General features: G+C 52.4%; 22 protein-coding genes, 2 pseudogenes and 1 other annotated feature. Of the genes and pseudogenes, 7 read left to right on the top strand and 17 right to left on the bottom strand.

What is annotated here, in order from left to right:
• Positions 1–26: 26 nt before the first annotated feature.
• The 8 genes and pseudogenes from Q9R35_RS08735 to Q9R35_RS08770 form a co-directional block, all read right to left on the bottom strand.
• On the bottom strand, positions 27–557 hold the full coding sequence (locus Q9R35_RS08735; RefSeq protein ID WP_063692505.1) for a hypothetical protein: 531 nt from the start codon (positions 555–557) through the stop codon (positions 27–29).
• Between the two features lie 314 nt (positions 558–871).
• Positions 872–2100 (bottom strand): IS3 family transposase gene (locus Q9R35_RS08740; RefSeq protein ID WP_311219693.1). Its coding sequence is split into 2 segments (ribosomal slippage): positions 872–1821 and positions 1821–2100, totalling 1230 coding nucleotides; the frame shifts between segments, so codons are not numbered across the junction.
• Positions 1706–1822: a sequence feature (AL1L pseudoknot), on the bottom strand. It overlaps the preceding gene by 117 nt.
• 384 nt (positions 2101–2484) lie before the next feature.
• Positions 2485–3246: a Qat anti-phage system TatD family nuclease QatD gene (gene qatD / locus Q9R35_RS08745; RefSeq protein ID WP_311219694.1), complete on the bottom strand. Its 762-nt coding sequence runs from the start codon at positions 3244–3246 to the stop codon at positions 2485–2487.
• Complete coding sequence (gene qatC / locus Q9R35_RS08750; RefSeq protein ID WP_311219695.1) at positions 3246–4502, bottom strand: Qat anti-phage system QueC-like protein QatC; 1257 nt, start codon at positions 4500–4502, stop codon at positions 3246–3248. The genes qatD and qatC overlap by 1 nt, the downstream gene beginning before the upstream one ends.
• Positions 4499–5023, bottom strand: coding sequence for a hypothetical protein (locus Q9R35_RS08755; protein ID WP_311219696.1), 525 nt, complete (start codon positions 5021–5023; stop codon positions 4499–4501). The genes qatC and Q9R35_RS08755 overlap by 4 nt, the downstream gene beginning before the upstream one ends.
• Positions 5024–5367: 344 nt before the next feature.
• A complete protein-coding gene (locus Q9R35_RS08760; protein ID WP_311219697.1) occupies positions 5368–7239 on the bottom strand; it encodes a P-loop NTPase fold protein in 1872 nt (623 codons plus the stop codon).
• Positions 7240–7332: 93 nt separating this feature from the next.
• On the bottom strand, positions 7333–7845 hold the full coding sequence (locus Q9R35_RS08765) for an MIT C-terminal domain-containing protein (protein WP_311219698.1): 513 nt from the start codon (positions 7843–7845) through the stop codon (positions 7333–7335).
• A pseudogene (locus Q9R35_RS08770) lies at positions 7802–8787 on the bottom strand (IS3 family transposase); the annotation flags it as partial. The gene Q9R35_RS08765 and the pseudogene Q9R35_RS08770, both read right to left, overlap by 44 nt.
• Before the next feature lie 151 nt (positions 8788–8938).
• Between Q9R35_RS08770 and asd the strand changes: the two are divergent.
• Together asd and Q9R35_RS08780 are read left to right on the top strand one after the other, a co-directional pair.
• A complete protein-coding gene (asd, locus tag Q9R35_RS08775) occupies positions 8939–9664 on the top strand; it encodes an archaetidylserine decarboxylase (RefSeq protein ID WP_311219699.1) in 726 nt (241 codons plus the stop codon).
• A gap of 137 nt (positions 9665–9801) precedes the next feature.
• The gene (locus tag Q9R35_RS08780; RefSeq protein WP_311219700.1) at positions 9802–11571 is read left to right on the top strand and encodes an SLC13 family permease; all 1770 of its coding nucleotides are present in this window, start codon (positions 9802–9804) and stop codon (positions 11569–11571) included.
• Here the strand turns inward: Q9R35_RS08780 and Q9R35_RS08785 are convergent.
• From Q9R35_RS08785 to Q9R35_RS08810, 7 genes are read right to left on the bottom strand one after another with little or no spacing between them, the layout of a single operon-like run.
• Positions 11568–12734 carry an MFS transporter gene (locus Q9R35_RS08785; RefSeq protein WP_311219701.1) on the bottom strand — a complete coding sequence of 389 codons (1167 nt, stop codon included), beginning with the start codon at positions 12732–12734 and terminating at the stop codon, positions 11568–11570. The two genes, Q9R35_RS08780 and Q9R35_RS08785, sit on opposite strands and share 4 nt — an antisense overlap.
• A gap of 37 nt (positions 12735–12771) precedes the next feature.
• Positions 12772–13227: a MaoC family dehydratase gene (locus tag Q9R35_RS08790; RefSeq protein WP_311219702.1), complete on the bottom strand. Its 456-nt coding sequence runs from the start codon at positions 13225–13227 to the stop codon at positions 12772–12774.
• Positions 13224–14399: a thiolase family protein gene (locus Q9R35_RS08795; protein ID WP_311219703.1), complete on the bottom strand. Its 1176-nt coding sequence runs from the start codon at positions 14397–14399 to the stop codon at positions 13224–13226. Before Q9R35_RS08795 ends, Q9R35_RS08790 begins: the two co-directional genes overlap by 4 nt.
• On the bottom strand, positions 14383–14829 hold the full coding sequence (locus tag Q9R35_RS18695) for a Zn-ribbon domain-containing OB-fold protein (RefSeq protein ID WP_404977942.1): 447 nt from the start codon (positions 14827–14829) through the stop codon (positions 14383–14385). The genes Q9R35_RS08795 and Q9R35_RS18695 overlap by 17 nt, the downstream gene beginning before the upstream one ends.
• Before the next feature lies 1 nt (position 14830).
• The gene (locus Q9R35_RS08800; protein ID WP_311219704.1) at positions 14831–15982 is read right to left on the bottom strand and encodes a thiolase family protein; all 1152 of its coding nucleotides are present in this window, start codon (positions 15980–15982) and stop codon (positions 14831–14833) included.
• Positions 15979–17952, bottom strand: a complete 1974-nt coding sequence (locus tag Q9R35_RS08805; RefSeq protein WP_311219705.1) for an acetoacetate--CoA ligase — start codon at positions 17950–17952, stop codon at positions 15979–15981. The genes Q9R35_RS08800 and Q9R35_RS08805 overlap by 4 nt, the downstream gene beginning before the upstream one ends.
• A gap of 23 nt (positions 17953–17975) precedes the next feature.
• Positions 17976–19325, bottom strand: coding sequence for a TIGR00366 family protein (locus tag Q9R35_RS08810; protein WP_311219706.1), 1350 nt, complete (start codon positions 19323–19325; stop codon positions 17976–17978).
• A 166-nt stretch (positions 19326–19491) separates the two neighbouring features.
• On the opposite strand from Q9R35_RS08810, the gene Q9R35_RS08815 reads away from it, so the two are divergent.
• Positions 19492–20163, top strand: coding sequence for a TetR/AcrR family transcriptional regulator (locus tag Q9R35_RS08815; RefSeq protein ID WP_311219707.1), 672 nt, complete (start codon positions 19492–19494; stop codon positions 20161–20163).
• Positions 20164–20276: 113 nt separating this feature from the next.
• Here the strand turns inward: Q9R35_RS08815 and Q9R35_RS08820 are convergent.
• Positions 20277–20897 (bottom strand): annotated as a pseudogene (locus Q9R35_RS08820) (methionine synthase); the annotation flags it as partial.
• Positions 20898–21067: 170 nt separating this feature from the next.
• Here Q9R35_RS08820 and Q9R35_RS08825 point away from each other — a divergent pair.
• The 3 genes from Q9R35_RS08825 to Q9R35_RS08835 all read left to right on the top strand — a co-directional run bounded on the left by Q9R35_RS08825 (position 21068) and on the right by Q9R35_RS08835 (position 23126).
• Complete coding sequence (locus Q9R35_RS08825) at positions 21068–21493, top strand: zinc-binding dehydrogenase (RefSeq protein ID WP_311219708.1); 426 nt, start codon at positions 21068–21070, stop codon at positions 21491–21493.
• A gap of 122 nt (positions 21494–21615) precedes the next feature.
• Positions 21616–22206, top strand: coding sequence for a helix-turn-helix domain-containing protein (locus Q9R35_RS08830; protein ID WP_311219709.1), 591 nt, complete (start codon positions 21616–21618; stop codon positions 22204–22206).
• Positions 22203–23126 (top strand): EamA family transporter, encoded by a 924-nt coding sequence (locus Q9R35_RS08835; RefSeq protein WP_311219710.1) that lies wholly within the window; start codon positions 22203–22205, stop codon positions 23124–23126. Before Q9R35_RS08830 ends, Q9R35_RS08835 begins: the two co-directional genes overlap by 4 nt.
• A 418-nt stretch (positions 23127–23544) precedes the next feature.
• Here Q9R35_RS08835 and Q9R35_RS08840 read toward each other — a convergent pair whose 3' ends face one another.
• A complete protein-coding gene (locus tag Q9R35_RS08840; protein ID WP_311219711.1) occupies positions 23545–23766 on the bottom strand; it encodes a hypothetical protein in 222 nt (73 codons plus the stop codon).
• Between the two features lie 86 nt (positions 23767–23852).
• Between Q9R35_RS08840 and mads1 the strand changes: the two genes are divergently transcribed.
• Entirely contained in the window at positions 23853–24050 is a 198-nt protein-coding gene (gene mads1, locus Q9R35_RS08845) for a methylation-associated defense system helix-turn-helix domain-containing protein MAD1 (RefSeq protein WP_311219712.1), read from the top strand.
• The last annotated feature ends 6 nt before the right edge of the window (positions 24051–24056 follow it).

Here is a 24056-nt window from a genome sequence, read left to right on the forward strand (position 1 = left end):
TGCTTGGCACAGGAAAGCCTGTAATTTCATCCAGGAAAGTCCGTGGGCAGGAAGGCCGATCCATCAAGGTATGAGCCCATCCTTCTACACTTGGCGTTACGCGGACGCTTAACTTTGAATTCCGTTGTGATCATACTTGCGGGATCATAGTATGCTGTAACGCTGCAGTGGCGCACTCGCTGTTCGTCTCTAAAGGCAAGGCCGCCGGATACTATAGGTCCACCAGGAATTTGTCGTGTGGTTCCGTACGAAATCGAAATTGTTTCTGTTTCCGTAAATTTCCACTGAAAATAGGGGCGACCTTTGTCGTCAGTGCCTTGATCAATGCCATAACGGGGCATCGTCGCAATCACATCCGAGACTGGATGCCCCACAAAACGTCGCGGGGAATCGTAATTGGTGGCGCACCCAGCCAGCCCCATCGCGAAAGTACCTATAGTAAGAGCAAAACGCAGAAGTCTCTTCAACAATTTCCAGTCTTCTTTATTTTGAAACAAGCTGTTTGGAGAAATTTGAAGCGCATCGCTTTCTAACCGTTTGTTGTTTTTATCAGGCATGATTGCTTTCCGTTTTTAGCTCGATGGAAAGTATACCTTAGAACTTTAAAAAAGAAACGCGGCATGCACCTAGATCAGCGGATTCCAAACTTCCAGTTTTTATTTGCCATTTTTCTCGGTCGCTACAGCTCTTTTTAATTTGCGCGCTTCCCTCAAAAAACAATCAAAAAATGACTTCTTTAGATCATTAGAAGACGACCAGAAAAAACTTTTGTAAAACAATGCATTACCAATGATGGGTGTGACTCCCAGGAGTCACACCCTGTGACAAATACTCAAACTGAATCGCCCCGGGAATCGCGGAGGCTGTTTGGTTAAAGTACAGCGTTCATCGGCACGGCAGCGGGGTGAGTACGGTGATAGAGTTCCTCCGCCTGTGCAGGAGGAATATACCCGATGGACCCGAGCAGACGCTGATGGTTGTACCAGGCGACCCATTCCAACGTTGCCAACTCCACAGCAGCCCTGGTTTTCCAGGGAGCTCGGCGATGGATCAGTTCGGCCTTGTACAGCCCGTTGATAGTCGCAGCCAGGGCGTTGTCGTAGCTATCGCCTCGGCTACCGACAGACGGCTCGATGCCTGCCTCGGCCAGGCGTTCGGTATAGCGGATGGACACGTATTGCGAGCCCCGGTCAGAATGATGGATCAGAGAGTCTGCGGGGCGCCGGTCATACAGTGCCTGTTCCAAGGCATCCAACACGAAGTCTGTACTCATGGTGTTGCTCACGCGCCAGCCAACGATACGGCCGGCGAATACGTCGATGACGAAGGCCACATATAGCCAGCCTTGCCAGGTCGACACGTAGGTGAAGTCCGAGACCCATAACTGATTGGGCCTGTCGGCATGGAAGTGGCGATTGACGCGATCCAGTGGGCATGCCTGCGAACCGTCGGCAATGGTGGTGCGCACCCGCTTGCCTCGGCGCACGCCCTGCAGACCCAGGTGACGCATCAGGCGCTCAACCGTGCAGCGGGCCACGGCAATGCCTTCGCGCTGCAACTGGTGCCATACCTTGCGTACGCCGTAGACTTGCATGTTGGCTTGCCAGACACGCCGAATCTCAGCCATCAAACCCTCGTCGCGCTGGCTGCGCGCACTGCGCAGTTCTGGACGTCGTTGGCGGGCGGCATGACGCCGATACGCCGATGGGGCAACCTGCAACACCTTGCAGATCGGCTCGACCCCGTAGACGTCCCGGTGCCGGTCGATATAGGCGTTTACTTCTTCAGTTCGCGGTCGAGCGCCGCCTGGGCGAAAAAAGCACTGGCCGACTTCAGAATCTCGTTGGCTCGGCGCAGTTCCTTGACTTCGCGTTCCAGGGCCTTCATGCGCTCGCGTTCACTGGTTGACATGCCATCACGCATGCCGCTGTCGATCTCGCTGCGCTTGACCCATTCCAACAGCGTGGCCGGCACGCAGCCCATCTTCGGCGCTATGGACTCGACGGCCGCCCACAGCGATGGATACTCGCCACGATGCTCTTGTACCAGACGCACGGCGCGGTCACGGACTTCCGGGGAAAACTTGTTCTGCTTGCTCATAAAGGCTCCATTCTCTCAAAGGTTGGAGCCTCCGCAAAACCCGGGGCAATTCACATGGTATCGGCTATCACTCATGGCATCATGTCTCGATAATACCACCTTGGATACCACGCTCAAGCGGTGCTTCCCGCTGCCATCAGTTGCCATATACTGCCAGACACAAATACAAAAAAGCCCGCAATTACGCGGGCTTAGCGGCTTTTTATGCCATCAGATGCCTGGCCGTGCCAGACGCGGGATCACTCCCACTCTATTGTAAATGGAAGATAAAAAGCCTTTAAATTCAATAGGTTATAAAAATATATCACATTAACACCATGTAAAATACCATGTCCGTTACAGCATCCGAATACTTCGCATGTACCACTAGAAACTCTTAGGATGCTACTTGGTACCTTGAAAAAACATCTCGTTCGTCTTCAGAAGCTTGATTAGCCGCAAGCCATTTGATTTCAGAGCAATCGATGCTTCATCTTTCGATACACACCATACCTTGGCGAGCTTTGCTGCCACGGTATTTGCTTCCCATGGCATCACATGCATACCCCTCACCTTTGCAAATGGTCCATCGCTCTCCGAGACAACGCGGTCACGGGGCATCAGTGCTGCCAGCTTGAGTCCATTAGCAGACTCCGTCATTGCAGGTCCAACGCTGAACCAACACCCGAATTCAGCAGCTCGCCGAAGCAGCGCAGGTGAGTCGGTAAACCAATGAAGGATCGCAGTGCCGAAACCAGGATTCGCATCAAGAATATCTAAAACTTCTTTGGCAGCAACCCTCGAATGGATGCTGAGAACTCGCCCCCCCAGTCTGACACAGTTTTCTACAACGGATTTGAATATGTGTGTTTGAAGTTCAAAGTGCTGGCGATACCGTGCGGAGCCATCTAGACCAATTTCACCAACCCCAGTGCAAGCCTCCATTTGCGACAGCAGCATCTCCAGTTCGCCATGCTTCTTATCTGCGACTTCTGGGTGGAGGCCTGGGGAAATAAACAACTTCTGCGTGGCTGCTAGAACTCTAGATGTCGCAGCATATGCCCTTGGACTCGTCGTCACCAACCACACAAACTCGGTTCGCTGCAGCGCTTCAATGTAAACCTGCTTGGCGTCGGGATAAAGATCCATGTGGCAGTGGAAATCCATTACAGCACACCATCTCTTCGAAGCAATGCCGCCAACTCAGCCAAACCCTGTTCAGCAACACGACGGTAATGTGGACGGTCAACGTCAGAGGCAAAAGTCAACGTGGCCCCCAGGAAGGAATCAATCCCTCGCTCTTCTGCAGTGAGTACAGCGCAAGCCACCGCCATCGGATCGTCCGCACTCGTCTTTCCAGCCGCAGCAAGGGACGAGAATTTATACCTCGTCGTGTCAGAAGAGTCCCAGCGCTGAATAGCTGCCTTACGCACCATACACGGTACGCATCGACCGCAGTGCGTTCGGTTGTAGGTGCGAAAGCGACCACAACTCGTCGTATCACAGGCATAGCGCGCCAGTAGTGTTTGATCCGCGCACTGAACCAACATCTCACCCTTCGTTTTGAACCGATATGGCAGAGACAATTGGGCATCGACGCCAACCGCATCGAGCAGCTTCTGAAGCAAGGACATAAACTGCGGATGTGTTGTTCTGGTGCTGAGGCTTGCCATTCGCCCTGGAAGCAACGGAGGGTTGATACTGATGAATCCGTTTTCTGGCACCAAAATATCAGGTCGGTTGACCGTCAGTAACGAAGTGGCAAGCACAGCGAGTCCATAGAACGCCATGGAGCGTGCTCTGGTCGACGTCTCCTTTTGGCTGCTGAAAACTACTTTATGGCTCCACTGCTGGTGCCAATCGCCACCACCTAATGCATTGGCGTAGGCAATCTGTCGAGCGGAGTCTTCAAAAGCTAGCTGCGATATAAATATTGGTCGGCGGCCCTGAGCTGTCGCATCTATTCCGCCTATCAGACTATCGAGCCCTCCAGAAAGCAAAGACACACAGTCACGCTCGCAAAGTCGACGATTACCTTTTGGTGGTGAGGGGCCGTCTGGTAGGAAGCGAAGCGTCCAGAAATCACCGGAGAGTATTCGAAGCATCTCCTCGATAATAGTTCTGTTTGCCTCCCACGGCACAGGATTATTGAGCGTGATATCGAGCTCAATTTGGCGCGTCCAGCCATCAGCACTGCCTTTACGAAGAACGGCCACATCTGCCGCATAGACAGCAAAACAAAAAAGCATGAAATCCCACACCGGGATTGACGGAGCATAGCCGGCTTTTTCAAGTTCACGTTGCCAACCACAGGCGATGCGCCCAACGTCAGCTCTCGATGACGGCTCCAAGAAGGTGAATGCCTGAGTGCCTGCAGGTAAGATCTTAGGCAGCGCATTAATACTAGAACAAAGTATCTTCATGATTCTGCAAACACCGTAAGCGCGTCTTGCAACGCCGAGGCCGCAATTTCTCGCATAGAGCGCGGCACACTGCCAGAGCGGACCTTTTCCATCGAGCGATTAACAACAACCATGATGTAGTCGAGCGCCTGTGCCAGGCGTTCTTGTATAACTCTGGGCGCGTACTCGAGCTTCTCAAAAACTCGCCCAAGTTCAAGCTGAACACGGTTGTAAACATCAAACGCCACCGTGTACGCCATTACGTTGGCAATTTGGTCGTCTGCAAGATTAAAGATGTCAGCATTGGGGTCCACTTCGTAGAGATGAGCAACGGCTTGGCTCATCGCGTGCTTGGCTGACTCCTCGTCAATGCTTCCCCCTGTTGGCACCAGTTTCTGCACAACCTCAAGTGCCGCATCCTGAGCTGAGAGGCCACGTTGTTTTACCGAAGCAACCCACGCATTGATACCTGGGTCTGTTCCTTCACGGGCTGTCGCCAGAAAGCCCCCCAATGAGGAGGCTGCTACAGCGCTCGTGCGCATGCGATTCGCTGCCTTGGTTGCCCCCCCATGCCTTTTTTAACGAAACTCGACATACCTCGCCGCAAGTCCGAGCCACTGCCAGAGCGCACGAACCCCGTCAGGGCTCTGCGCGCTTCCTGATAACGGCCCGATGGGGCAACAGCCGGCCCAGGTTCAGGTGGCGTAGATTGGCCTCCGTCCTGATCCCTGGTATCTGTGTCATCGGGGGGATCTGTCGGTGCAGTACTCGGTGATATGGGTGTGTCGGCGTGGCTAGAATCAATGCCGCCTTCGGCACCATCTAACCATGGCGGATCAAAAGAGACACCCGAGCCGGCTCCCGCGCTTGAGGTCGACGTACCCATTTATTTTTTCCTCGCATTTTCAATAGCGCGCTTGACTGACTGCGGCGTTTGATTATCGCTCTCCCACTTTGACAGAACGTCTTTCATCCAATCGCAATCTGTCAGCGCCGATACCAATCCTGGTGCGAGCGAAGTGATAGGTGCCTGGCTCACAAGCGCTGCCGCACGAGCTCCAGCGCTGGGATGGACGCGAGAGACCTCTACCAGCATCAAGATCTCTTCAGCCTTCTGCCAAGTGCGGCTAGACCGCCGGAGTTCCCATGCACGAGCCATGGCAAGACCAGCCTGGAAGTCACCAGCATCTCGAATTTGCTGTTTCAGCGCTTCATTCGAATTTCGGGCAGCGACCAACGCATCACGCAATGCTTTTCCAGCAGCATTCAGATCATCAGCACCAAAATCCCTCACTGTGCTATCGCGGCTGAGATGCAAGATCGGCCGCATATCCATGTCGCCAAGCATAGGTTCAAGCTGCAGCCACTCACGCACAAACGATTTATCTCCAAAGAGTGCAGGAAGCGAGTCTTCCGGATCTTTTGCAACTGCCTCTGCGTCATGAAGGATACTGATCCTCCCTTCACTTTCAGCGGAGACTCTTTCTGCCAAGGTGTTCGCTATTGTCTCGTCGCATCGCTCAAGCAAGTGCCACTTAGCCAGCACTTGAACATCCACATAGATATTTTGCGGTTTGGCTAATGCCTTGCGCAGAAACACTGTATTGAGAAAGCGTTTGATTAGCCGAGGATTGGCTTGAACCGTGCTTGCGCTAAAAAGCAGTGGTGCCAGCCTCTCAGCCAACCCCATCAGGCTCAGCAACTCTGTATCGCCCTTCGGCACTAAGGTTTCGAGAAATTCAAGATCCACAACTTTTCCTGTCCAGGTTTCCCGCAGTCGAGCCTCCACATTGGCTTTAGCAGTCTCAAAATTCATGGCATCTAGCTGACCGCTGCGATGCGCTCGCTCCAGAAACAGCAGTGCCGTGTATGCCTTAGTCTCATTGGAACCAAGCCTCGGTACACGCAACGGAACTTGAATCAACTTATCGAAATAATTGGTCGCGACGTCGTCGTCCAAGCCGGTACCAGCAAAATGCACACGAACGGCACCACGGATAAACACATCGTCTGCCGCAATGACGAAAGCACTACGACGCAGAAATAGCAGCAGACGAATGGCCTCCAGCGTTGAAATAGCGGTCTTGGGTAAGCATCTGTCGAGGTCATCGACAAAAACCACTAACGTGATATCCAGCTCCTCGAGCAGCTCCTCTAATGCTTCACGGAAGGATTGGATTTCTTTGGGCAGGGAAATGGGCTTAGCTTCATTCAATAGGCCCTTGGTGGCTTCCGAGGCATCCTTCACGGCAGCAACGCCATCTTTAACTGACTCGCTTTTCCACGCGTCAGCACCTGCTTCAATGGTTTTCCCAATCAGACCGACCGGAACGCCCGTGATCAGCGTTGCGGCAACCTCACCGCCAAGTTGAGCCAAGCGTAGGAAGTTTATTCGCTTCACGAGAGATGTTGCCTTATCGAGAAGTCCAACGTCCTGGGCCGCCGCCTCAAGTACCACATCCCCAACCGTCTGTAGCAGCGCTGTGCGTGCATCTTCAAAGCCTTGGTAAAGCCATGGATTGAAGGTTACTACCACGTACTTAGAATTCTCTGCCCCGGCAACTTTTTTACCGGTAGCATCCTCGGGCGACAACTCAGATGCGACCATCCGCACCAGCGACGATTTCCCTGCGCCCCAACCGCCAGAGATACCAATCGAGATTGGCTCGCACCCGGTCTCTCGAATGAGCTCGGCGCAAGCCTTTGCGACCAGGCGAAAGTTAACGTAATCAACGGTAGTCTCGTTGTCATGCCACATAGCAGCCCCTTTGATTTTGCAGCCGATACAATGAAGCCGCAGGTCCCGCTGCCGTCCTAGTAAGCGAATACTCGGTTTCTGTGCGTGGTACCGTCATGCTCTGAAAATGTCCACTTTGGTTTCCAGGCACTTACGCATACTCAGATCATTCGCGCCTATTTCAAACCAGCCGCTCGGCTTCTGATAGAAGTCCAGGCCACGACCAATTTTGATGATCCAGCCATTGTCGAGACGGATTTCCCGATCATGCAGATTGGGGTTGAGCTTCACTTCCAGCTCGACATCCATCTCCAAGAGACTTTGCTTCAGTTCATCTAATTTCTCTACAATCTCAGTCAACTGCGTATTGTCATCGTATCCGGTGATGAGGTTGATCCTCTTCACCGTTCCGACCTTTAAGACGCACTCACAAAAGCGAACGAAATTTTGAATTTGGTGCGAGAGTCGAATATACGGGTCTTCAATGACAACCGTCTTTGCTCCTCGCAGGTAGGGGCCAATAATCGATTCGTAGCTGTGCCCAACGTCGCCATACATAATCGTGAAATGACGCTCAATCGGCTCGCTTAAGTAACTGAAAAAAGCTTTCAGCGACAGCATTATCATGGCAATTACCGCGGTGACTCATGCTTGGCTCTAGATTATGATTAGCCAGAAAAGTAGTCCACTCGTAACTCGTGAATTGACTGCCTTGATCGGAGTGCACCATGACACGTTGTTTTGGTTTGCTTCGCCAGACCGCCGACAGTAAAGCCTGTAAAGCCAAATCTTTACTCATGCGTGAGCTCATCGACCAACCGACTACTTGGCGAGAGAATAAGTCCAATACCACGGCCAGATACAACCACCCCTCATGGGTACGTATGTAGGTAATATCGGTTACCCAGGCAATGTTAGGCGCAGCCACATCGAACTGACGATCTAACGCATTAGCGGCGATGCTATTTGGTACTCCTCCGTATGAGCTCGGCCGACGCCGGTACCCGACCTGAGCACGCCAACCTTGATGACGCATCAAGCGTGCTACGCGGTGCCGGCTGCACGATTCACCCTGTGCACGCAAATCATGATGCACCTTGCGGTAACCATACACGCGTGCGCTCTCAAGCCAAGAGGCTTGCACTAAGGCCAATAAGCGTTGATCCTCTAGGTAACGCTGACTATGAGTACTGCGTCGCCATGCGTAATAACCGCTGTGGTGCACCTGTAGCACGGCGCAGAGTAGACGTACCGCATATTGAGTCGAATGCTGCTCGATAAACGCGTACTTCAGCCGGACTCCTTGGCAAAGTACGCGGCGGCCTTTTTTAAGATGTCTCGCTCTTCAGTAAGTCGCTTAACCTCATTGCGCAAGCGCTTGATTTCAGCCGCCTCAGCACTCTCTTGCTCTCGCTGCTCGGCTGGTTTGTTATAGCGTTTTAACCATCCATATATACTGTGCGTCGATACGCCCAAACGCGCAGCCACTTCCGCAACGGGGCGCCCGTGCTCAGCCACCTGTTTGATCGCTGCCATTTTGAACTCTTCTGTAAATCGAGCCTTGCTCATAAGCGTCTCCTTAGGACGATATTATGAGGCAAAAATGTGTCTAGTAAACCTTGGTCGATTCATAGCGCCCTTGCGCCTGCTCACACGCAGTGCTGGATATTTAGCAGAAAGCCGCAACCCTGCCATCGCACAACCGCTGATACGCTTATTCATGCGCAAACACGGCATAGACTTAGCTCAGGCGCTACGCACCTGCGCCAGCGACTATCACAGCTTTAATGATTTTTTCACCCGAAAACTGCGCCCCGATGCACGCCCGCTCGCTCACGCTGATTGGCTAAGCCCTGCAGATGGTGTGGTGAGCCAAATAGGCGTGATACAAGCCACACACATGATGCAAGCCAAACAGCAACAGTACAGTGCCAGCCAATTATTGGCCGATGCTGCGCTGGCGCATTATTTTGAAGGCGGGCGCTTTACTACGGTGTACCTAAGCCCTCGTGACTACCACCGCGTACACATGCCCTGCGAAGGACGGCTACTGGGCATGTGCTACGTACCCGGCAAGTTGTTTTCCGTTAGACCAGACATCGTTGCCGCCATAGACGGCTTACTGGCCCGTAACGAACGGCTCATCTGCTGGTTTCAGCACCCGCAGTACGGTATTTTTGTCATGGTATTAGTAGGGGCTGCCATCGTAGGCAGTATTCACACGGTCTGGCACGGTGCGATCAACCCCACTGCTGAAAAGCGCATCAAGCGATGGCGCTATAGTGACGACAACCCCGAGTTATGCTTTGCGCAAGGGGACGAGATTGGCCATTTTCAATTAGGCTCCACCGTTATTGTTCTGATGCCACAAAACGATGTCAGGTGGCATACGGCATGGCAGGTAGATCGCACGGTTCTACAAGGACAGGCCATGAGTACCCGTTAAACGGGCGCTATTCAGCATTTCCCTACTGTCACACCCTAAACGTTACGGCATATTATTCCTGATAGGTTGGTAGATTTTTGACGCTATTATAAGAGGGGGTCCCTCCCGCAAAAATAGACAAACAGGAGCAGCGCAGTATGACAGCGGACATTGCAGTGGTGTTGGGTTTAGCCTTATGTGCAATTGTGTTGTTTGCCACCGAAAAACTCCGAATAGATGCCATTGCTTTACTCGTGTTAGGTTCGTTGGCAGTGATGGGGTTGGTCAGCCCTCAGCAAGCAGTAGCAGGGTTTAGCAATGCCGCTACCATCACCGTCGCCGCCATGTTTGTGCTGGCCGCGGGCTTACAAAACAGTGGAGCCTTATCGAGTATAGGTGACATGCTCAGTAAAACGAAGTCTCCACTTCAGTTTTTACTGGTGTTGTTTCTAATTCTGGCGGCTATCGCTCCGTTTGTGAACAACACCGCCGTCGTCGCGGTGTTCATTCCCATTGTGATGACGGCTACAGCACGTATCAATATGTCTGCCTCTAAGGCGCTCATTCCACTGTCCTATGTATCGCAAATGGCAGGGGTCTGTACCTTGGTGGGTACCTCCACCAACTTGCTGGTGAACGCGATTGCCCGCGATATGGGGCACCCCGGCTTTAGTATGTTTGAATTCACCTCATTAGGGGTGATCTGCATGGCTGTAGGCTGCGTTTACCTACTGACCATAGGGCGCTGGCTTTTACCCGACACCCGCGGTGGAGAGCTGGTAGAAGAATACGAGCTGGGCAAATACATCACTGAACTACGCGTTATGCCCGACTCGTCATTAATTGGACAGTCTGTTGGCGACGCTAAACTAGGTGAAGAATATGGCGTATTCGTGCTGGAACTGCTACGCAATGGTCGCAAAGTCTGGGGGCCACGTGAACAAACCTTAGAACCCGATGACATCCTACTGGCACGTGGCGACTGGACCCAACTCGACGAGCTACGTAAACAAACAGGCCTAGAGGTAGACCCGCAGTTCAAGCTGGAACAAAAATCCTTCGAGCAAGTAGACCAAGTTCTGACCGAAGTCATGATCGCGCCACGCTCCCGCATCAGCGGACGTACACTCAGCAGCTTGGGCAATGTGGGCTGGTACAAAAATGTAACCGTACTGGGCATTCACAGACGAGGCCAAGTACTGCGCGAACAACTGAAAACCGTGCGCTTGCGCGTAGGCGACATACTGCTGCTGCTTACCCCCGCCACAGAAAAATCTGACTTACGTGCGGATAACAACCTTATCGTATTGTCTGAGCGTGAGGCCGAAAAAAAAATGGGCTGGCGCGCGCCCTTTGCCTTACTCACCATGGCACTGGTTATTGCCCTGCCAGCCATAGGCTGGGTTCCCATCAGCATCACCTCACTACTCGGCGCCGTCGCCATGACACTGGCTGGCTGCTTACAAGCAGATGAAGTCTATGATGCTATAGATTGGCGCATCATTATTTTAATGGCTGGCCTACTGCCTTTAGGTATGGCTATGAGTGAAACCGGTGCTGCTGCATTCTTGGTAGAAAATACCGTGGGCCTTGTACAGTCTCATGGCCCCCTAGTAGTGCTGGCAGTGGTCTACCTAATGGCCTTGCTGCTAACCGAGTTCATGAGCAACGCCGCTGCCGCAGTGCTACTCACCCCTATAGGCATGTCCACCGCACAGATGCTAGAGGTAGACGCTACCCCCTTTCTGATCGCCGTCACCTTTGCTGCCTCTACCAGCTTTGCTACCCCCGTAGGCTACCAAACCAACACCATGGTGTACGGTGCCGGTGGTTATAAATTCACGGATTTCATTAAAGTTGGGTTACCACTGAATCTTATTTTTTGGGTACTGGGCGTGGTGTTTATTCCCGTCTTTTGGCCTTTTTAAGCAGCAGGCCTCGCTGAGGCAGCCACTAAGCTACGGGTACGCCTCATCGCATAAGCACCTACCACTGAGCCTACACTTAACATGAGAAAAGCAGCGCCCCAGCCTGCATTCTGTACGACTATGGGTACCAACCAAATAATGGGCACCGTTAACAAATACCCTAAGGCCAACTGCAACGTCAGCACCGAGCCCACATACTCACCTTGCGCCACCTCAGTTAACAGTGCAGAAAACTGGGCAGAATCCGCCACGATACTGCTGCCCCACAGTAAGGCTAAGCCAAACACCAACCAAGGATAGCCTGTTAAAAACCCAATCACAGCCGCAATCGCCCCAGAGATCACCAAAGACCAGTACGCAATCGTGCTACGCCCAAAACGATCGCTGGCAGCTCCCGCCAGCACACACCCCACACTGCCTATACCAATGACCACAAAAGTAGCTGCGGAAGCCCACACTGCACTGTTTGCGCTACCCGCTGTACTCAGCACGTACTGATAAAAGACAGCAAACCACGCCCACATTGCATACAGTTCCCACATATGACCCAAATAGCCTAGAGTGACCCAAACCACCGAAGGGCTGCGAAAAGCACGTACAGCCGCTACCAAGCTAAATGGCTGAATCGGGTAAGGATAAGGCCCCTCTTTCACAAATACGCCCGTGACTACAGCCCCTGCCACCGCAAAACCTGACGAGCATAGAATCACGGTTTCCCACGCTAGTCCCCCTAAGGCATTGACCAAATGTGGCATCGCCGAACCCAGCGTAATCGCGCCTATTAGTACCCCCATCGCCATGCCTCGCCTTGAGGCAAACCACGTTGCGAGTAACTTGATGGCGGGTGGGTACACAGCAGCTAAGCCAAAGCCCGTTAAGAACCTAGCGATCACCACGAACAAAACCTGATCTACCACCAAAATCAGTACGTTCACCAGAGCGACAAACAGCGAACCAACCACGATTAAGCCACGACCAGAAAAACGGTCGGCCCAGCCTAGCAGCGCAGAACATAAAGCCCCTGCAACAAAACCAAGCTGAACCGAAATGGTGAGCCACACCCGCCCACTACTCGTGAGCTGTAAATGCTCAGTCAGTTGCTGTACCACCGCCGTCGCAGAAAACCACGTGGTCATCACCAATAACGCGGTTAAAGCAATCAACCAAAGTATTCTCCAACGGTGGTGGTCTGGTCTCATATTAGTCAATCAACCCTTTAAGACTGGCTGTAAATGTGGTCGCTTTTCCATCCAAACACACTTCTCCTTTTTGATTCATGATGACGGTTCTGATGACGCAGATAGGTTTATCTTCGCGCACCTCAAGCACCTCCACCGTAGCCGTGACGGTATCACCCAAATACACTGGTTTGGAAAAACTCCAATCCACATGCAAAAACACCGTACCAGGTCCGGGCAAATGCTCTGCTACCACGGCATTAAGTAAACCTGTGGTCACCCCTCCTTGCACTATCACCCCTCCAAACCGTGATGCTTTAGCCAGTTGAGGATTCGTATGTAACGGCTGTCTATCACCGCTCAGCGCACTAAACAGTTCAATATCCGATTGCTGCATTGTTTTAGACAGCTCAGCGGTTTGCCCTACCTCTGGCATGCTGTTGATGGTTGCTGCCCACCCATTAACTACTTCACTCATGTGTTTCTCCTTTCTAGTAACACGGCAAAACCTTGCCCACCACCTCCGCACATCGCGGCAATTCCGTATCGTTTACCCGTTTGCGCTAAGGCATGGGCCAGTGTCAAAACCAAGCGAAAACCACTCCCTCCTAAAGGGTGACCAATCGCAATCGCTCCACCATTGATATTGATCTTATCTAAGGGGATAGCGAGCTTTCGGGCACTCGCCAACACCACAGAAGCGAAGGCTTCATTGATTTCGAATAAATCTATGTCCTCAATCGCCAGTCCTGTCTGCGTTAACACCGCACTAATCGCATCGGCAGGCCGTAAATGCAGGCTAGTGTCCGGTCCTGCGGTTTGCGCTGCCGCGATCACATAGGCCAAGGGGGTGTAATGGTGGCGCTGGGCATAGGCCGCCGAAGCCATCACCCCAACCGAAGCACCATCACTCATTTGTGACGAGTTACCCGCGGTTAAGGTGCCGGATGCGGTGAACGCTGGCTTCAACCCTTGCAAGGCCTCCAGCGTACTTGTTGGCCTAACCCCTTCATCACGGCTTAACGCATACGCAGACGCATCAACCAGCATCTCGGCGTTAAAGAAACCGTGCTCCTGTGCAGCGGCAGCGCGTTGATGCGAGAGCAGTGCAAACGCATCTTGGTCTTCCCGTGATATCTGCAACTGCACATTTAACTCATCAGACAGAGGCCCCATACCGGCATTTTGAATACCACACCACAACCCGTCATGGAGCGTGGTATCCACAAAAGAAACCGCCTGCACGCCTTTAATACCTTCACGCAATACCGCCGCATGGCGGCCTCTACTCATTGAGTCAGCACCGCCCACTACATACAGCTCCCCCTCGCCTAACAGAATTCGGCGCCGTGCATCTGCGACCGCGGCCATGCCTGCTAGACACACGTTGTTTAAGGTGAGCGCAGGCACATCTAAGCCCAACCCTGCATCTGTCGCTGCCAAACGGGCTGGGTTTTGTCCCATTCCACCTTGCAACACTTGCCCCAAGATCACGCCATCACAATGCGCAATATGGGGAATGCGTTGCTGCAATGCTCGGATAACAATGGCGTTTAACTGGCGACTCTCTAGGTGTGACAGCCCTCCTTTAAATCTACCAAAGGGTGTACGTAGCCCATCCAGTAGCACTACCTCATGTTCTCGCTTCATGTGTACCCTCCTCTTGTGTACTGTGGCTCACGCTAAACAGCGGCAAAGTGAACCCATTTTGCTCTCGCCATAGCAGTTCAACTCTGGCACCAATATTCACCACTTCTGCTGGTGCTCGAACCACATTACTGACGATTCGCACCCCCTCATCCAAGTCTATGAGTGCAACGTAGTAAGGGGTATCCCCCTGAAATGCGGCGTGCCCAGCCTTATGCACCTCCACAATAGAAGCGACCGTGCCACGCCCCGCACTACGCGTTGTACTCAAGCGTTCGCTCCAACAATGTGGGCAATGCCGTCGAGGGTAAAAAATTGACTGATGGCAATCGTCGCAGCGCTGTAATTGAAAAATATGCTCAGCCGTTTTCTCCCAAAAGGCATAGGTCAACGCATTGGCTGTAGGGCTGGGCTTAGATAACACCATCGACATACTAGGACTCCCTTTGTAAGACCATCGCGCACGCTTCGCTTAGCGTGGCACCATTTCCGGTGACCAACGCCCACTGCGCCTCTGCCACTTGTCGACCTTCTGCTTCATGGCGCAATTGACGTACCGTTTCTATGATGTGCGACATCCCCCCTGCTAAGTCTGGCTGCCCAAAAGAGAGTTGCCCACCATGGGTATTGATGGGCATGTCCCCCTCCCAACGTGTATTGTGCTCAGCTAACCAGAACCCGCCTTGCCCAACACCACACACCCCAGCATCCTCTAGGGTGATGGGCAACATGATGCTGTAACAGTCGTACAGTGACAGGGTGTCCATGTGCTCTATTCCCACACCCGCCTGCTGCAACGCCTGTGCTATTGCAGGCTTTAACGGGCCGCTGGTTAGCGACGGTGCCTGCGACATGGCGCGGTGCGTCACCTTCTCGCCTGCTCCTGCTATACGAATCACCGGAGCAGAACGCCTACGTGCCTGCTGCACACTCGTGACAATAAAAGCTGCCGCCCCCGAACACGGCATCACGATGTCATAGAGCCTAAACGGCGTGGCTACCATCGGCGCCGTCAGCACATCCTCTACCGTGAGCGGCTGGTCTCTGAAGTACGCATAGGGATGGGCTCGCGCATTGTCTCTTTGCATGACTAGCGCCTTGGCCAACTGTTCCGAGGTAGTGCCATATTCATAGCTATGACGAGCGGCTAAGAACGCATAGCTGATATTGGCCCCCGATGCCCCAAACGGGACATCAAACTCACGTATAGGATTACGGTTAGGGGAACGGGGTGGAGAGGCTTCTCGGGTATTACCCAGCACACATAATGCGGTTGTACACATCCCTGCTTGTATTGCGGCGGCTGCCCGCCAAGCCATGCCAATCGCTGAAGCGCCACCTAAATCCACCACACTGCCCACCTTGGGCTGAATGCCCAGATATTCCGCAACAGTGGCTGGTACATGCTGAGGCGTTTCGCCTACCTGTACCCCCACAAATAACGCATCTATATCTTCGCGTTCCAACTTGGCATCATGCAGCGCAGCAATAGACACGTTAGCCAGTAAGCTAAGCGTGGTTTCATTAACGGAGTAGCGTACCGGTGCACACTCCGCTATGCCGAGTATGGCTGCGTCAGCACTCATGACTTAACCTCGCTTTGCTCTTCAACACTACGCTGTATAGAGTCCAACGCTTCGGGATTAGACAGCGACCCTACATTGGTCACCGCTTTACCTAATAACTTCTGTAATACGGCTTTTTCCACCTTTTTACCGCTTAAGGTATATGGAATATCCGCAACTTCTATGATGCGTCGCGGCACATGGCGTGGGGAGCCTTTATGGCGCAGCTCATCCACAATGCGTTTACGTAAGCCATCATCTAGGCTGACAGATTCCGCACACAGTACAAACAACCAAATTTCCATGTCATCATGCACTGGGTAACCAATCACTAAAGCGTCTTGGATTTCGTCCATCACCTCTAAAATACGGTAGATTTCTCCGGTGCCAATACGCACTCCACCCGGTTTAAGCGTAGTATCCGTGCGACCATAGATCATCACGCCGCCACTCGCGCGCACCTCTGCCAAATCCCCATGTACCCACACACCCGGCACATCAGCAAAATACTCATCATAAAAACGAGCATCGCCGTTCTGCCCCCAAAATGTCAGCGGCATTGAAGGGAACGCCTCGGTACATACCAACTCCCCTTTTTGCCCCAAAACGCTGACATTACGCTCATCAAACACATGCACTGCCATGCCTAGTGCTGGCCCTTGAATTTCTCCAGCTCGCACGGCCTGACTAGGGTTCCCCATCACAAAGCACCCCAATATTTCTGTACCGCCAGAAATACTGGCCACACACATATCGTGATGAATATTTTGATAGAGCCAGCTAAAGTTTTCTGGTGTGAGTGGTGCTCCGGCCGAGGCCACTACGCGTATGCTGGTTAAGTCCAGTTGCTGCGTAGGTGAACGCCCTGCTTCCTCTAATAAACTGAGGTACTTAGGACTGGTACCAAAATGGCTCACTTTTAACTCTGCTGCCAACTCCCACAACACGTCGTAATGCAGCCCGTTGGGGGTCTTAGGTATAGCAGCACCGTCATAGAGCACCACGGAAGCCCCCGATGCCATGGACAACACCAGCCAGTGATACATCATCCATGCCGTATTGGTGTAATACAGCATGCGATCGCCCTGCCGTACATCACAATGCAACGCATGCTCTTTCTTAAGGTTCACCAGAATCCCGCCGGTACGGTGCACTATGCACTTAGGCAAGCCGGTAGTCCCTGAGGTGTAGACAATAAACACAGGGTGATCAAAAGGGTAACGCTCGTATACTGGCTCAACCGCCGTGTTGTTGAGCAGCTCAGTAAAACGCTGCACCTGCACATGGCTCATTTCTGGCACGTCCCCCTCACCCACTACAATCAATAGCTCTACGCTGGGTAACACGGCCAACACATCTTGCAACTTATCTAGCATGTTATGATGCGTGCCGTTATATAAATACTCTGTGCAACCCATCAACACTTTAGGCTCTACCTGCCCAAACCTATCGGTAATGCCGGTTACACCAAACTCCGGTGAGCAGGTAGACCAAATTGCCCCCAACGATGTCACCGCTAACATCGACACTAGGGCCTCTACGTTGTTCGGCAACAAGCCCACCACGCGGTCTTCTGCCTGAATGCCCATGCCTTTAAGGCTACGCTGTAGCTGCGCTACCATCAGACGAATTTCTGCCCGTGTGTAAACCGCTTGCTGACCATACTCATTGGCCTCAATCACCAGTATGTCAGCCCCTTCTCCTGCCAACATATTCTCGGCGAGGTTCAGCTTCATGCCATGAAAAAAACGGGTCTCTGCCATAGACGTTCTTTTCTCTACCACCTGCTGCCAACTACCCTCGTAAATCAGGCCAGAAAAATCTATAAACTGTTCCCAAAAATCGTCTATATTCGCAATGGAATAACGGTGTAAATCAGCATAATTTTGCGGTGCTATTCCTACCCTTTTTGCAAACTGGTGGATCTGTGTGTGCTGCTGCTGTGTCTCAGTAGGCGACCAGAGAACGGGTACATGCTTTTCAAAAGACATAGTGATTTTCTCCTTTGTAGCGATTACGAAAATAAGAGTGGGAATACCGTAAGGCCGAGGCTAAAGATGATGAATGCAACGATCATCATCACGGCGGTGTAGCCTAGAATGTCGCGCGCTTTTAACGCAGCAATGCCTAACAAGGGCAACATCCACATGGGTTGGATGCCATTGGTCACCTGATCGCCGTACGAATACGCCATGACAATCAGGCCAATATCTACATCCAGCGTTTTTGCCGCCTCAACCAGAATGGGCCCTTGCACTGCCCACTGCCCACCGGCTGAAGGGATAGCAATATTGATCAGAGCGGCACTCACGAATGAGAAAAAAGGTAAGGTGAACTGGTTCGATACTGAGATGAGCAAGTTTGCAAAGATTTCTACCAAACCAGACTTTGCCATCATGCCCATAATCCCTGCGTAAAAAGGGAATTGCAGAACAATCTGACCACACGCGGTAATGCCTTGATCTATGGCTTTCACGTACGCAATGGGGGTTTTGTACATGGCCATACCAATAATCATTAAGCTGAAATTAATGATATTGAGGTTGAGATCAAAGCCACGTGTCACGAAGTGGTAAATGATGTAAACCACGCCACCCAGCACAATCAAATAGTTCAGTAACTTAGAAAGCTCTAACTTTTCTGCTAAGGTTTCAGCGCTTTGCACCTCTTCTGTTGCTGCCGTATCCAGTGCAGGGGCTCGATCAGGAATTTCTTCCACATTTGGCGCATCTGGATGCATCGCTCTGTAGACCAGCGGAATACATACGGTAAATAGCGCCAAGGTAATCAAGCTAGGCAGCGAGAAAATGGTTTCGGTTACCGGTATGAGCCCTATAGCATTCTCTAAAAAATGCCCCTCGGTATTCACCAACAATGGCGCAGAAGCTGAAAAGCCATTATTGAAGATAATCAACGCGGTAAAGCCCGCTGCCGCAGCAAGGGGGTAATGCACTTTGATGTGCCGTTTTTTCGCTTCATAACACACTTCTTTTGCGGCAATAGCCCCCACTATTAGCCCCAACCCCCAGCTTAAATAGCCAAAACCAATGGCTAATAAAGTGATCAGCACAATGGCCTGCCCCGGGTTTTGAGGTAGCTTTGCTGCTTTCCCAATAATGCGGCGTACCGGTGGTGAAGAAGCCAGTACATAGCCAAATAACAAAATGGCTACCATCTGCATAGAGAAGTTCAGTAGATCCCAAAAACCCAAATACCAAAATGACACCATCTCCATTGGAGAAGATGGTGTCATTAGCACGCCAAGCACAAATATAAAAAGCGTTATCAAAATCGCAAATACGAACGGGTTAGGTACGTACTGCTTGGAGAACCTGACGCAAATCGCGCCCGCTGTCTTCAACATAGTTGTCTCCTCTCTGAAGCTCTCTGCTTCATTTGTTATTGAAGGAACTGAAGATGTAGCCATTCAACTAAAGTATAAAAATATGTGTACCGACCGATCAATAAGTACTTTCCATATGACTGATCGGTACAAGCTGATCTATACTCTAGAAATCTAGGCTAACTATGTGAATCTGAAAGACATGTCCAAGACGACAAATCCCATCAATGACACAGCGCAGGCTACAGAAACCGTGACAAATGATGCGTTAAGCACCAAAGAAAAGATTTACCGCATTGCAGCAGAGCTTTTTGCAAAAAAAGGCTTTCACGCAACAGGTATGAGCGATCTAGAAGAGGCTACCGGCCTAGGTCGCGGTGCGTTGTACTACCACATTGACTCTAAAGAAGAGCTGCTGTTTAACGTTACTTCGCGCTATCTCATCAGTTTGAATAAAATCGCTGACGATATTTCACAACACCCCGCTAAAAGTGCCGAAGAAAAACTGCGAGAGTTTTCTAGAGTCGTTATGCGCACAATCAGCAATGATTTGGCAGAGCTAACGGTGTGCTTTAGAGAAACCCACTCTATAGTGGGTAATCGCCGCACAGAGTTGCTAGAACTACACAAAAACTATGAAACCCACTGGCGTACACTGCTCACCGGTCTGTATCAAGAAAATGACTTACAAACGATGAACCCGCTCATGCTAAAGGCCGTACTAGGGATGTATCACTATAGTTATTTATGGTTACGGCCTGACGGTTCTAAGTCCACGGACGAAATTGCTGACTATTTCAGCGATATTATTATTAGCCAGCTACGCACGGATATACAAAAAAAGCCCCTAGAAGGCTAAACAGCTTGCTGAGTAAGCCTAGAGAGCTAGGCACAAAAAAGCCCGCATGATGCGGGCTTTTTATTCTCTGTACGTAGTAGCAGAAAACACCTACTACTGGTGCAGTAATGCGATTACTTCCCAGCCAATTCGTTACGCACAATTTCTGCACCCGCACTCAATGCGTGCATTTTGCCGCGTGCCACATCACGCGGCAGTGGTGCCATGCCGCAGTTGGTGGAGGGGTACAGATTTTCGGCATCTACAAATTGCAGTGCTTTGCGCAGGGTGTTAGCAACGTCTTCAGGCGTTTCCACGTTGTTCGTTGCTACATCAATAGCCCCAACCATCACTTTCTTGCCACGAATCAACTCAATCAAGTCCATAGGCACGTGTGAGTTCTGGCACTCCAAAGACACGATATCAATTTTGGATTGCTGTAGTTTAGGGAATGACTCTTCGTACTGACGCCATTCGGAACCCAGCGTTTTCTTCCAATCGGTATTGGCTTTGATGCCGTATCCATAGCAAATGAGTACGGCGGTTTCGCATTTCAAACCTTCTATCGCACGTTCCAGCGTCGCAATCCCCCAGTCGTTCACTTCATCAAAGAAAACGTTAAAGGCAGGCTCATCAAACTGGATGATATCTACACCAGCCGCTTCCAACTCTTTAGCTTCTTGGTTCAGGATTTTGGCAAACTCCCACGCCAATTTTTCACGGCTTTTGTAATGGTTGTCGTAGAGCGTGTCTATAAAAGGCTGGTCGATTCAATAAGCCGCGCAGCCCCTTCGCGACGCCTGGGGCGGGTCACGATCTAGCACATCAAGTCAGCAATTCAAGCATCAAAAAAAGCGAACCATATTGCACAAAATTAAATTGCGTACAAGGATTGCCAAGAGCCCACTGGAAGGCTACACGCTAAATGCTAATTTTGAGGAACAATCATGAAAGCTTATCGTATCTCGCACGGTGGAACGAGTGGCAAGACGAAGTACTGCGTATGACCGACGGCAAGGGAGTCGATGTAGTGCTGGAAGTCGGTGGACAAGAGACCATCACCCGCTCTGTTACCGCTACAGCCGTGGGCGGCACCATTGCTACCATCGGAGGTGTCAGTGGTTTTGGTGGTGGTGTCAACCCGAGCACCCTTGCTATCGGCGCCAAGCGACTGATCGGTATCTACGTCGGTAGTCGGGCGATGCTTGAGCAAGCAACCACACTTGCTGCTGGAGCTGGCATAGCGCCGGTGGTCGACCGCGTGTTCCCATTTGCCAAGGCGAAAGAGGCCTACCGTTACCTTGAGTCAGGAGCGCATTTCGGCAAGGTCGTGATCGACCTGACGCAATAGGTGCACCAAATCCATTTCCCGACTTCAATGCGCCACTGCCAAACCAAAAGGTCGACGGCACTCTTGTGCGATTGAAAAAAGTAGGTACAATGGGCTACCTACTTTTAATAGGGAAAATTTGCATGCCCCTTGCCACCACAAACAAGAGAGAGAGCGCCCATGATCGGCTGCTGAATGCCGCCGCCATCCTGTTCTACAACGATGGCATCGCGGCCACCGGCATTGACGCCATCGTCAAGAAAGCCGGCGTCGCCAAGAAAAGCCTCTACAACAACTTCACTTCCAAGGCCGAACTGGTCGCGAAATACCTGCAAATCCGGCACGCTGAATGGCTATCGCTATACGAGACCCGCGTACGGCAGGCCCAGAAGCCAGTTGATCGAGTCTTGTCGGTTTTCGAAGCTTACGCGGACCATGCCGAACATGCCTATGAGCGCGGGTTTCGCGGCTGCGGGTTGCTGAACGCTGCCGCCGAGTTCCCGGCTGGAGACGCCGGTCGCAAGGCCGTACGCGCTCACAAGGAAGAGGTTCAAGCCCTCTTGAACAAGCACCTTGCCGAACTGATGCCTGGCGATGCGGAACGCGCCGCACAGCTTGCCCGACATCTGTCGTTCTTGCTCGAAGGCGCGATTGTCCGCGCCGGCCTGGAAGGCAACAGCGATTGCGTCATCCAGGCCAAGCACATGGCCGCCTCGATGCTGGAGGCCGCGTGACAGTTTCATCAAAAGAGCATCTGCTCGGGATTGCCGGCGTCCTGGTGGCCTCGGTGCTTTGGGGCACGACCGGCGTTTCCGCCACCTTCGCCCCGGAAGTCGGCGCAGCCGCGATTGGGGCGGCCGCGATGGGCGTAGGCGGTCTGCTCCAAGCTGCCATCGCCACCCGTGCCATTGCCCGCCATGCGGCCGTGCTGCGCCTGCAATGGCGCTGGTTGCTGTTGGGCGCGCTGGCCGTGGCCATCTACCCGCTGGCGTTCTATGGCTCGATGCGTCTGGCCGGCGTGACAGTCGGCACGGTGGTTTCCATCGGCTCCGCGCCGCTGTTATCGGCTGCCATCGAAATGCTCATGGACGGCCTGCGCATCGGCATCCGATGGGTCATTGGGGCCAGCCTGGGATTGGTAGGCATGGCCTTGCTCTGCATTGCGGAAAGCAGCGGCCATAGCGCGGCTTCCGCTACGTCATCCATCATTATCGGCGTGGCCCTGGGCCTGCTCGCAGGCTTGACCTATGCGCTGTACTCCTGGGCAGCCCGTCGCCTGATGCAGCGCCGTATCCCTTCGCGGGCGGCAATGGGCGCGATCTTCGGCATTGGTGGACTGCTGCTGATGCCGGTGCTGTTCGCAACGGGTGCGCCGTTCCTAGTCTCATGGAACAACGCCGCCGTAGGCATCTACATGGCTTTGGTACCGATGTTTCTGGGCTATGTCTGCTTCGGCTACGGACTGGCTCGCATTGCGGCCAGCACGGCCACCACGATCACCCTGTTGGAGCCGGTCGTCGCGGCGGCGCTCGCCGCCGTCATCGTGGGCGAGAGGCTGCTCCCAATGGGTTGGGTAGGCGTTACGCTCATCTTCGCGTGCCTGGTGTACATCACCTTGCCGGTGCGGGCGCGCAGTCGAACGAACCCGACCTGACGGCGCAACACCAGCCGGTCAGGTATCACATCACCCTCTTTCAACGCTAGGAATGACAGTAACCATCATTTCATGGAATGACTTCGGAAAGGTCGAACTGCGCGTGGGGCGCAACATCAAGGCCGAGTTGCTGGCCGGTGTGGAAGCCCCTCCGGGGCTAATAGCCGATACCCTATATTCAATGACTCGTTCAACATGGTATCGGCTCTTTTTTCAAGGCAGAGTCTCTGTGCACCATGAAAAATGCCATTAATGATGCGAAGCGCACCATCAATGGTATTTGATTTTCTGAGTTAAATCAACATGTTACAGGCCAACCTCACTCCCACTCTATTATAAATATTATGACAAAACCCTTAATTTACAACTATTTAAAAACATAAATCTTGGCAACACCATGAGAAATACCATATACAGATTAGCTGGCTGAAAATGGCTTGTTCTGCCGGTGCTTGGGCTCTTCGTCGGCGATCTCGCCCGGCTGCGATGCCAGCTCCGCATCGCTCATCCCCTCCAACACATCGCGCAGACGCAACGTGCAGGCAATGGGCGGTGGCTCGAACACATACCCGGCAGCGAGCAGCCCTGCCTCAACCTTCTCTGTGATGAAAAACGGCTTATCCTGATGCGGTTTCGCCATGTTTGCTCCTCCTTGTTCTTGCTTTCGGTCGCCAATATGAAAAATTTGCACTATCCTGTCATCTTTTACCACTAGTTGGCTCACTTATGCCCAGCAACAGCGAAAGCGGAATTCTGACGATCAAGGACGTTGCCGAGTACCTGAAGGTAACGGAGCGGACGATCTACCGGCTCGTGGCAGCCAAAAAAATTCCTGGCTTCAAGGTCGGCGGGATGTGGCGCTTCCGACAAGCTGACATCGACGGCTGGATCGCCGCTCAAGCGGACAAGCCGGAGGCGAAATGAGTGGTG

Origin of the sequence: Alcaligenes sp. AB3, assembly GCF_031844565.1 — a bacterium.
Classification (GTDB): Bacteria; Pseudomonadota; Gammaproteobacteria; order Burkholderiales; family Burkholderiaceae_B; genus Alcaligenes; species Alcaligenes faecalis.

Coding starts and splice junctions, on each gene's coding strand:
- Q9R35_RS08735 (WP_063692505.1), bottom strand. CDS start 557: ATGCCTGATAAAAACAACAAACGGTTAGAAAGCGATGCGCTTCAAATT.
- qatD (WP_311219694.1), bottom strand. CDS start 3,246: ATGGATTTCCACTGCCACATGGATCTTTATCCCGACGCCAAGCAGGTT.
- qatC (WP_311219695.1), bottom strand. CDS start 4,502: ATGAAGATACTTTGTTCTAGTATTAATGCGCTGCCTAAGATCTTACCT.
- Q9R35_RS08755 (WP_311219696.1), bottom strand. CDS start 5,023: ATGCGCACGAGCGCTGTAGCAGCCTCCTCATTGGGGGGCTTTCTGGCG.
- Q9R35_RS08760 (WP_311219697.1), bottom strand. CDS start 7,239: ATGTGGCATGACAACGAGACTACCGTTGATTACGTTAACTTTCGCCTG.
- Q9R35_RS08765 (WP_311219698.1), bottom strand. CDS start 7,845: ATGATAATGCTGTCGCTGAAAGCTTTTTTCAGTTACTTAAGCGAGCCG.
- asd (WP_311219699.1), top strand. CDS start 8,939: ATGCGCAAACACGGCATAGACTTAGCTCAGGCGCTACGCACCTGCGCC.
- Q9R35_RS08780 (WP_311219700.1), top strand. CDS start 9,802: ATGACAGCGGACATTGCAGTGGTGTTGGGTTTAGCCTTATGTGCAATT.
- Q9R35_RS08790 (WP_311219702.1), bottom strand. CDS start 13,227: ATGAGTGAAGTAGTTAATGGGTGGGCAGCAACCATCAACAGCATGCCA.
- Q9R35_RS08795 (WP_311219703.1), bottom strand. CDS start 14,399: ATGAAGCGAGAACATGAGGTAGTGCTACTGGATGGGCTACGTACACCC.
- Q9R35_RS18695 (WP_404977942.1), bottom strand. CDS start 14,829: ATGTCGATGGTGTTATCTAAGCCCAGCCCTACAGCCAATGCGTTGACC.
- Q9R35_RS08800 (WP_311219704.1), bottom strand. CDS start 15,982: ATGAGTGCTGACGCAGCCATACTCGGCATAGCGGAGTGTGCACCGGTA.
- Q9R35_RS08805 (WP_311219705.1), bottom strand. CDS start 17,952: ATGTCTTTTGAAAAGCATGTACCCGTTCTCTGGTCGCCTACTGAGACA.
- Q9R35_RS08810 (WP_311219706.1), bottom strand. CDS start 19,325: ATGTTGAAGACAGCGGGCGCGATTTGCGTCAGGTTCTCCAAGCAGTAC.
- Q9R35_RS08825 (WP_311219708.1), top strand. CDS start 21,068: ATGCTAATTTTGAGGAACAATCATGAAAGCTTATCGTATCTCGCACGG.
- Q9R35_RS08830 (WP_311219709.1), top strand. CDS start 21,616: ATGCCCCTTGCCACCACAAACAAGAGAGAGAGCGCCCATGATCGGCTG.
- Q9R35_RS08840 (WP_311219711.1), bottom strand. CDS start 23,766: ATGGCGAAACCGCATCAGGATAAGCCGTTTTTCATCACAGAGAAGGTT.
- mads1 (WP_311219712.1), top strand. CDS start 23,853: ATGCCCAGCAACAGCGAAAGCGGAATTCTGACGATCAAGGACGTTGCC.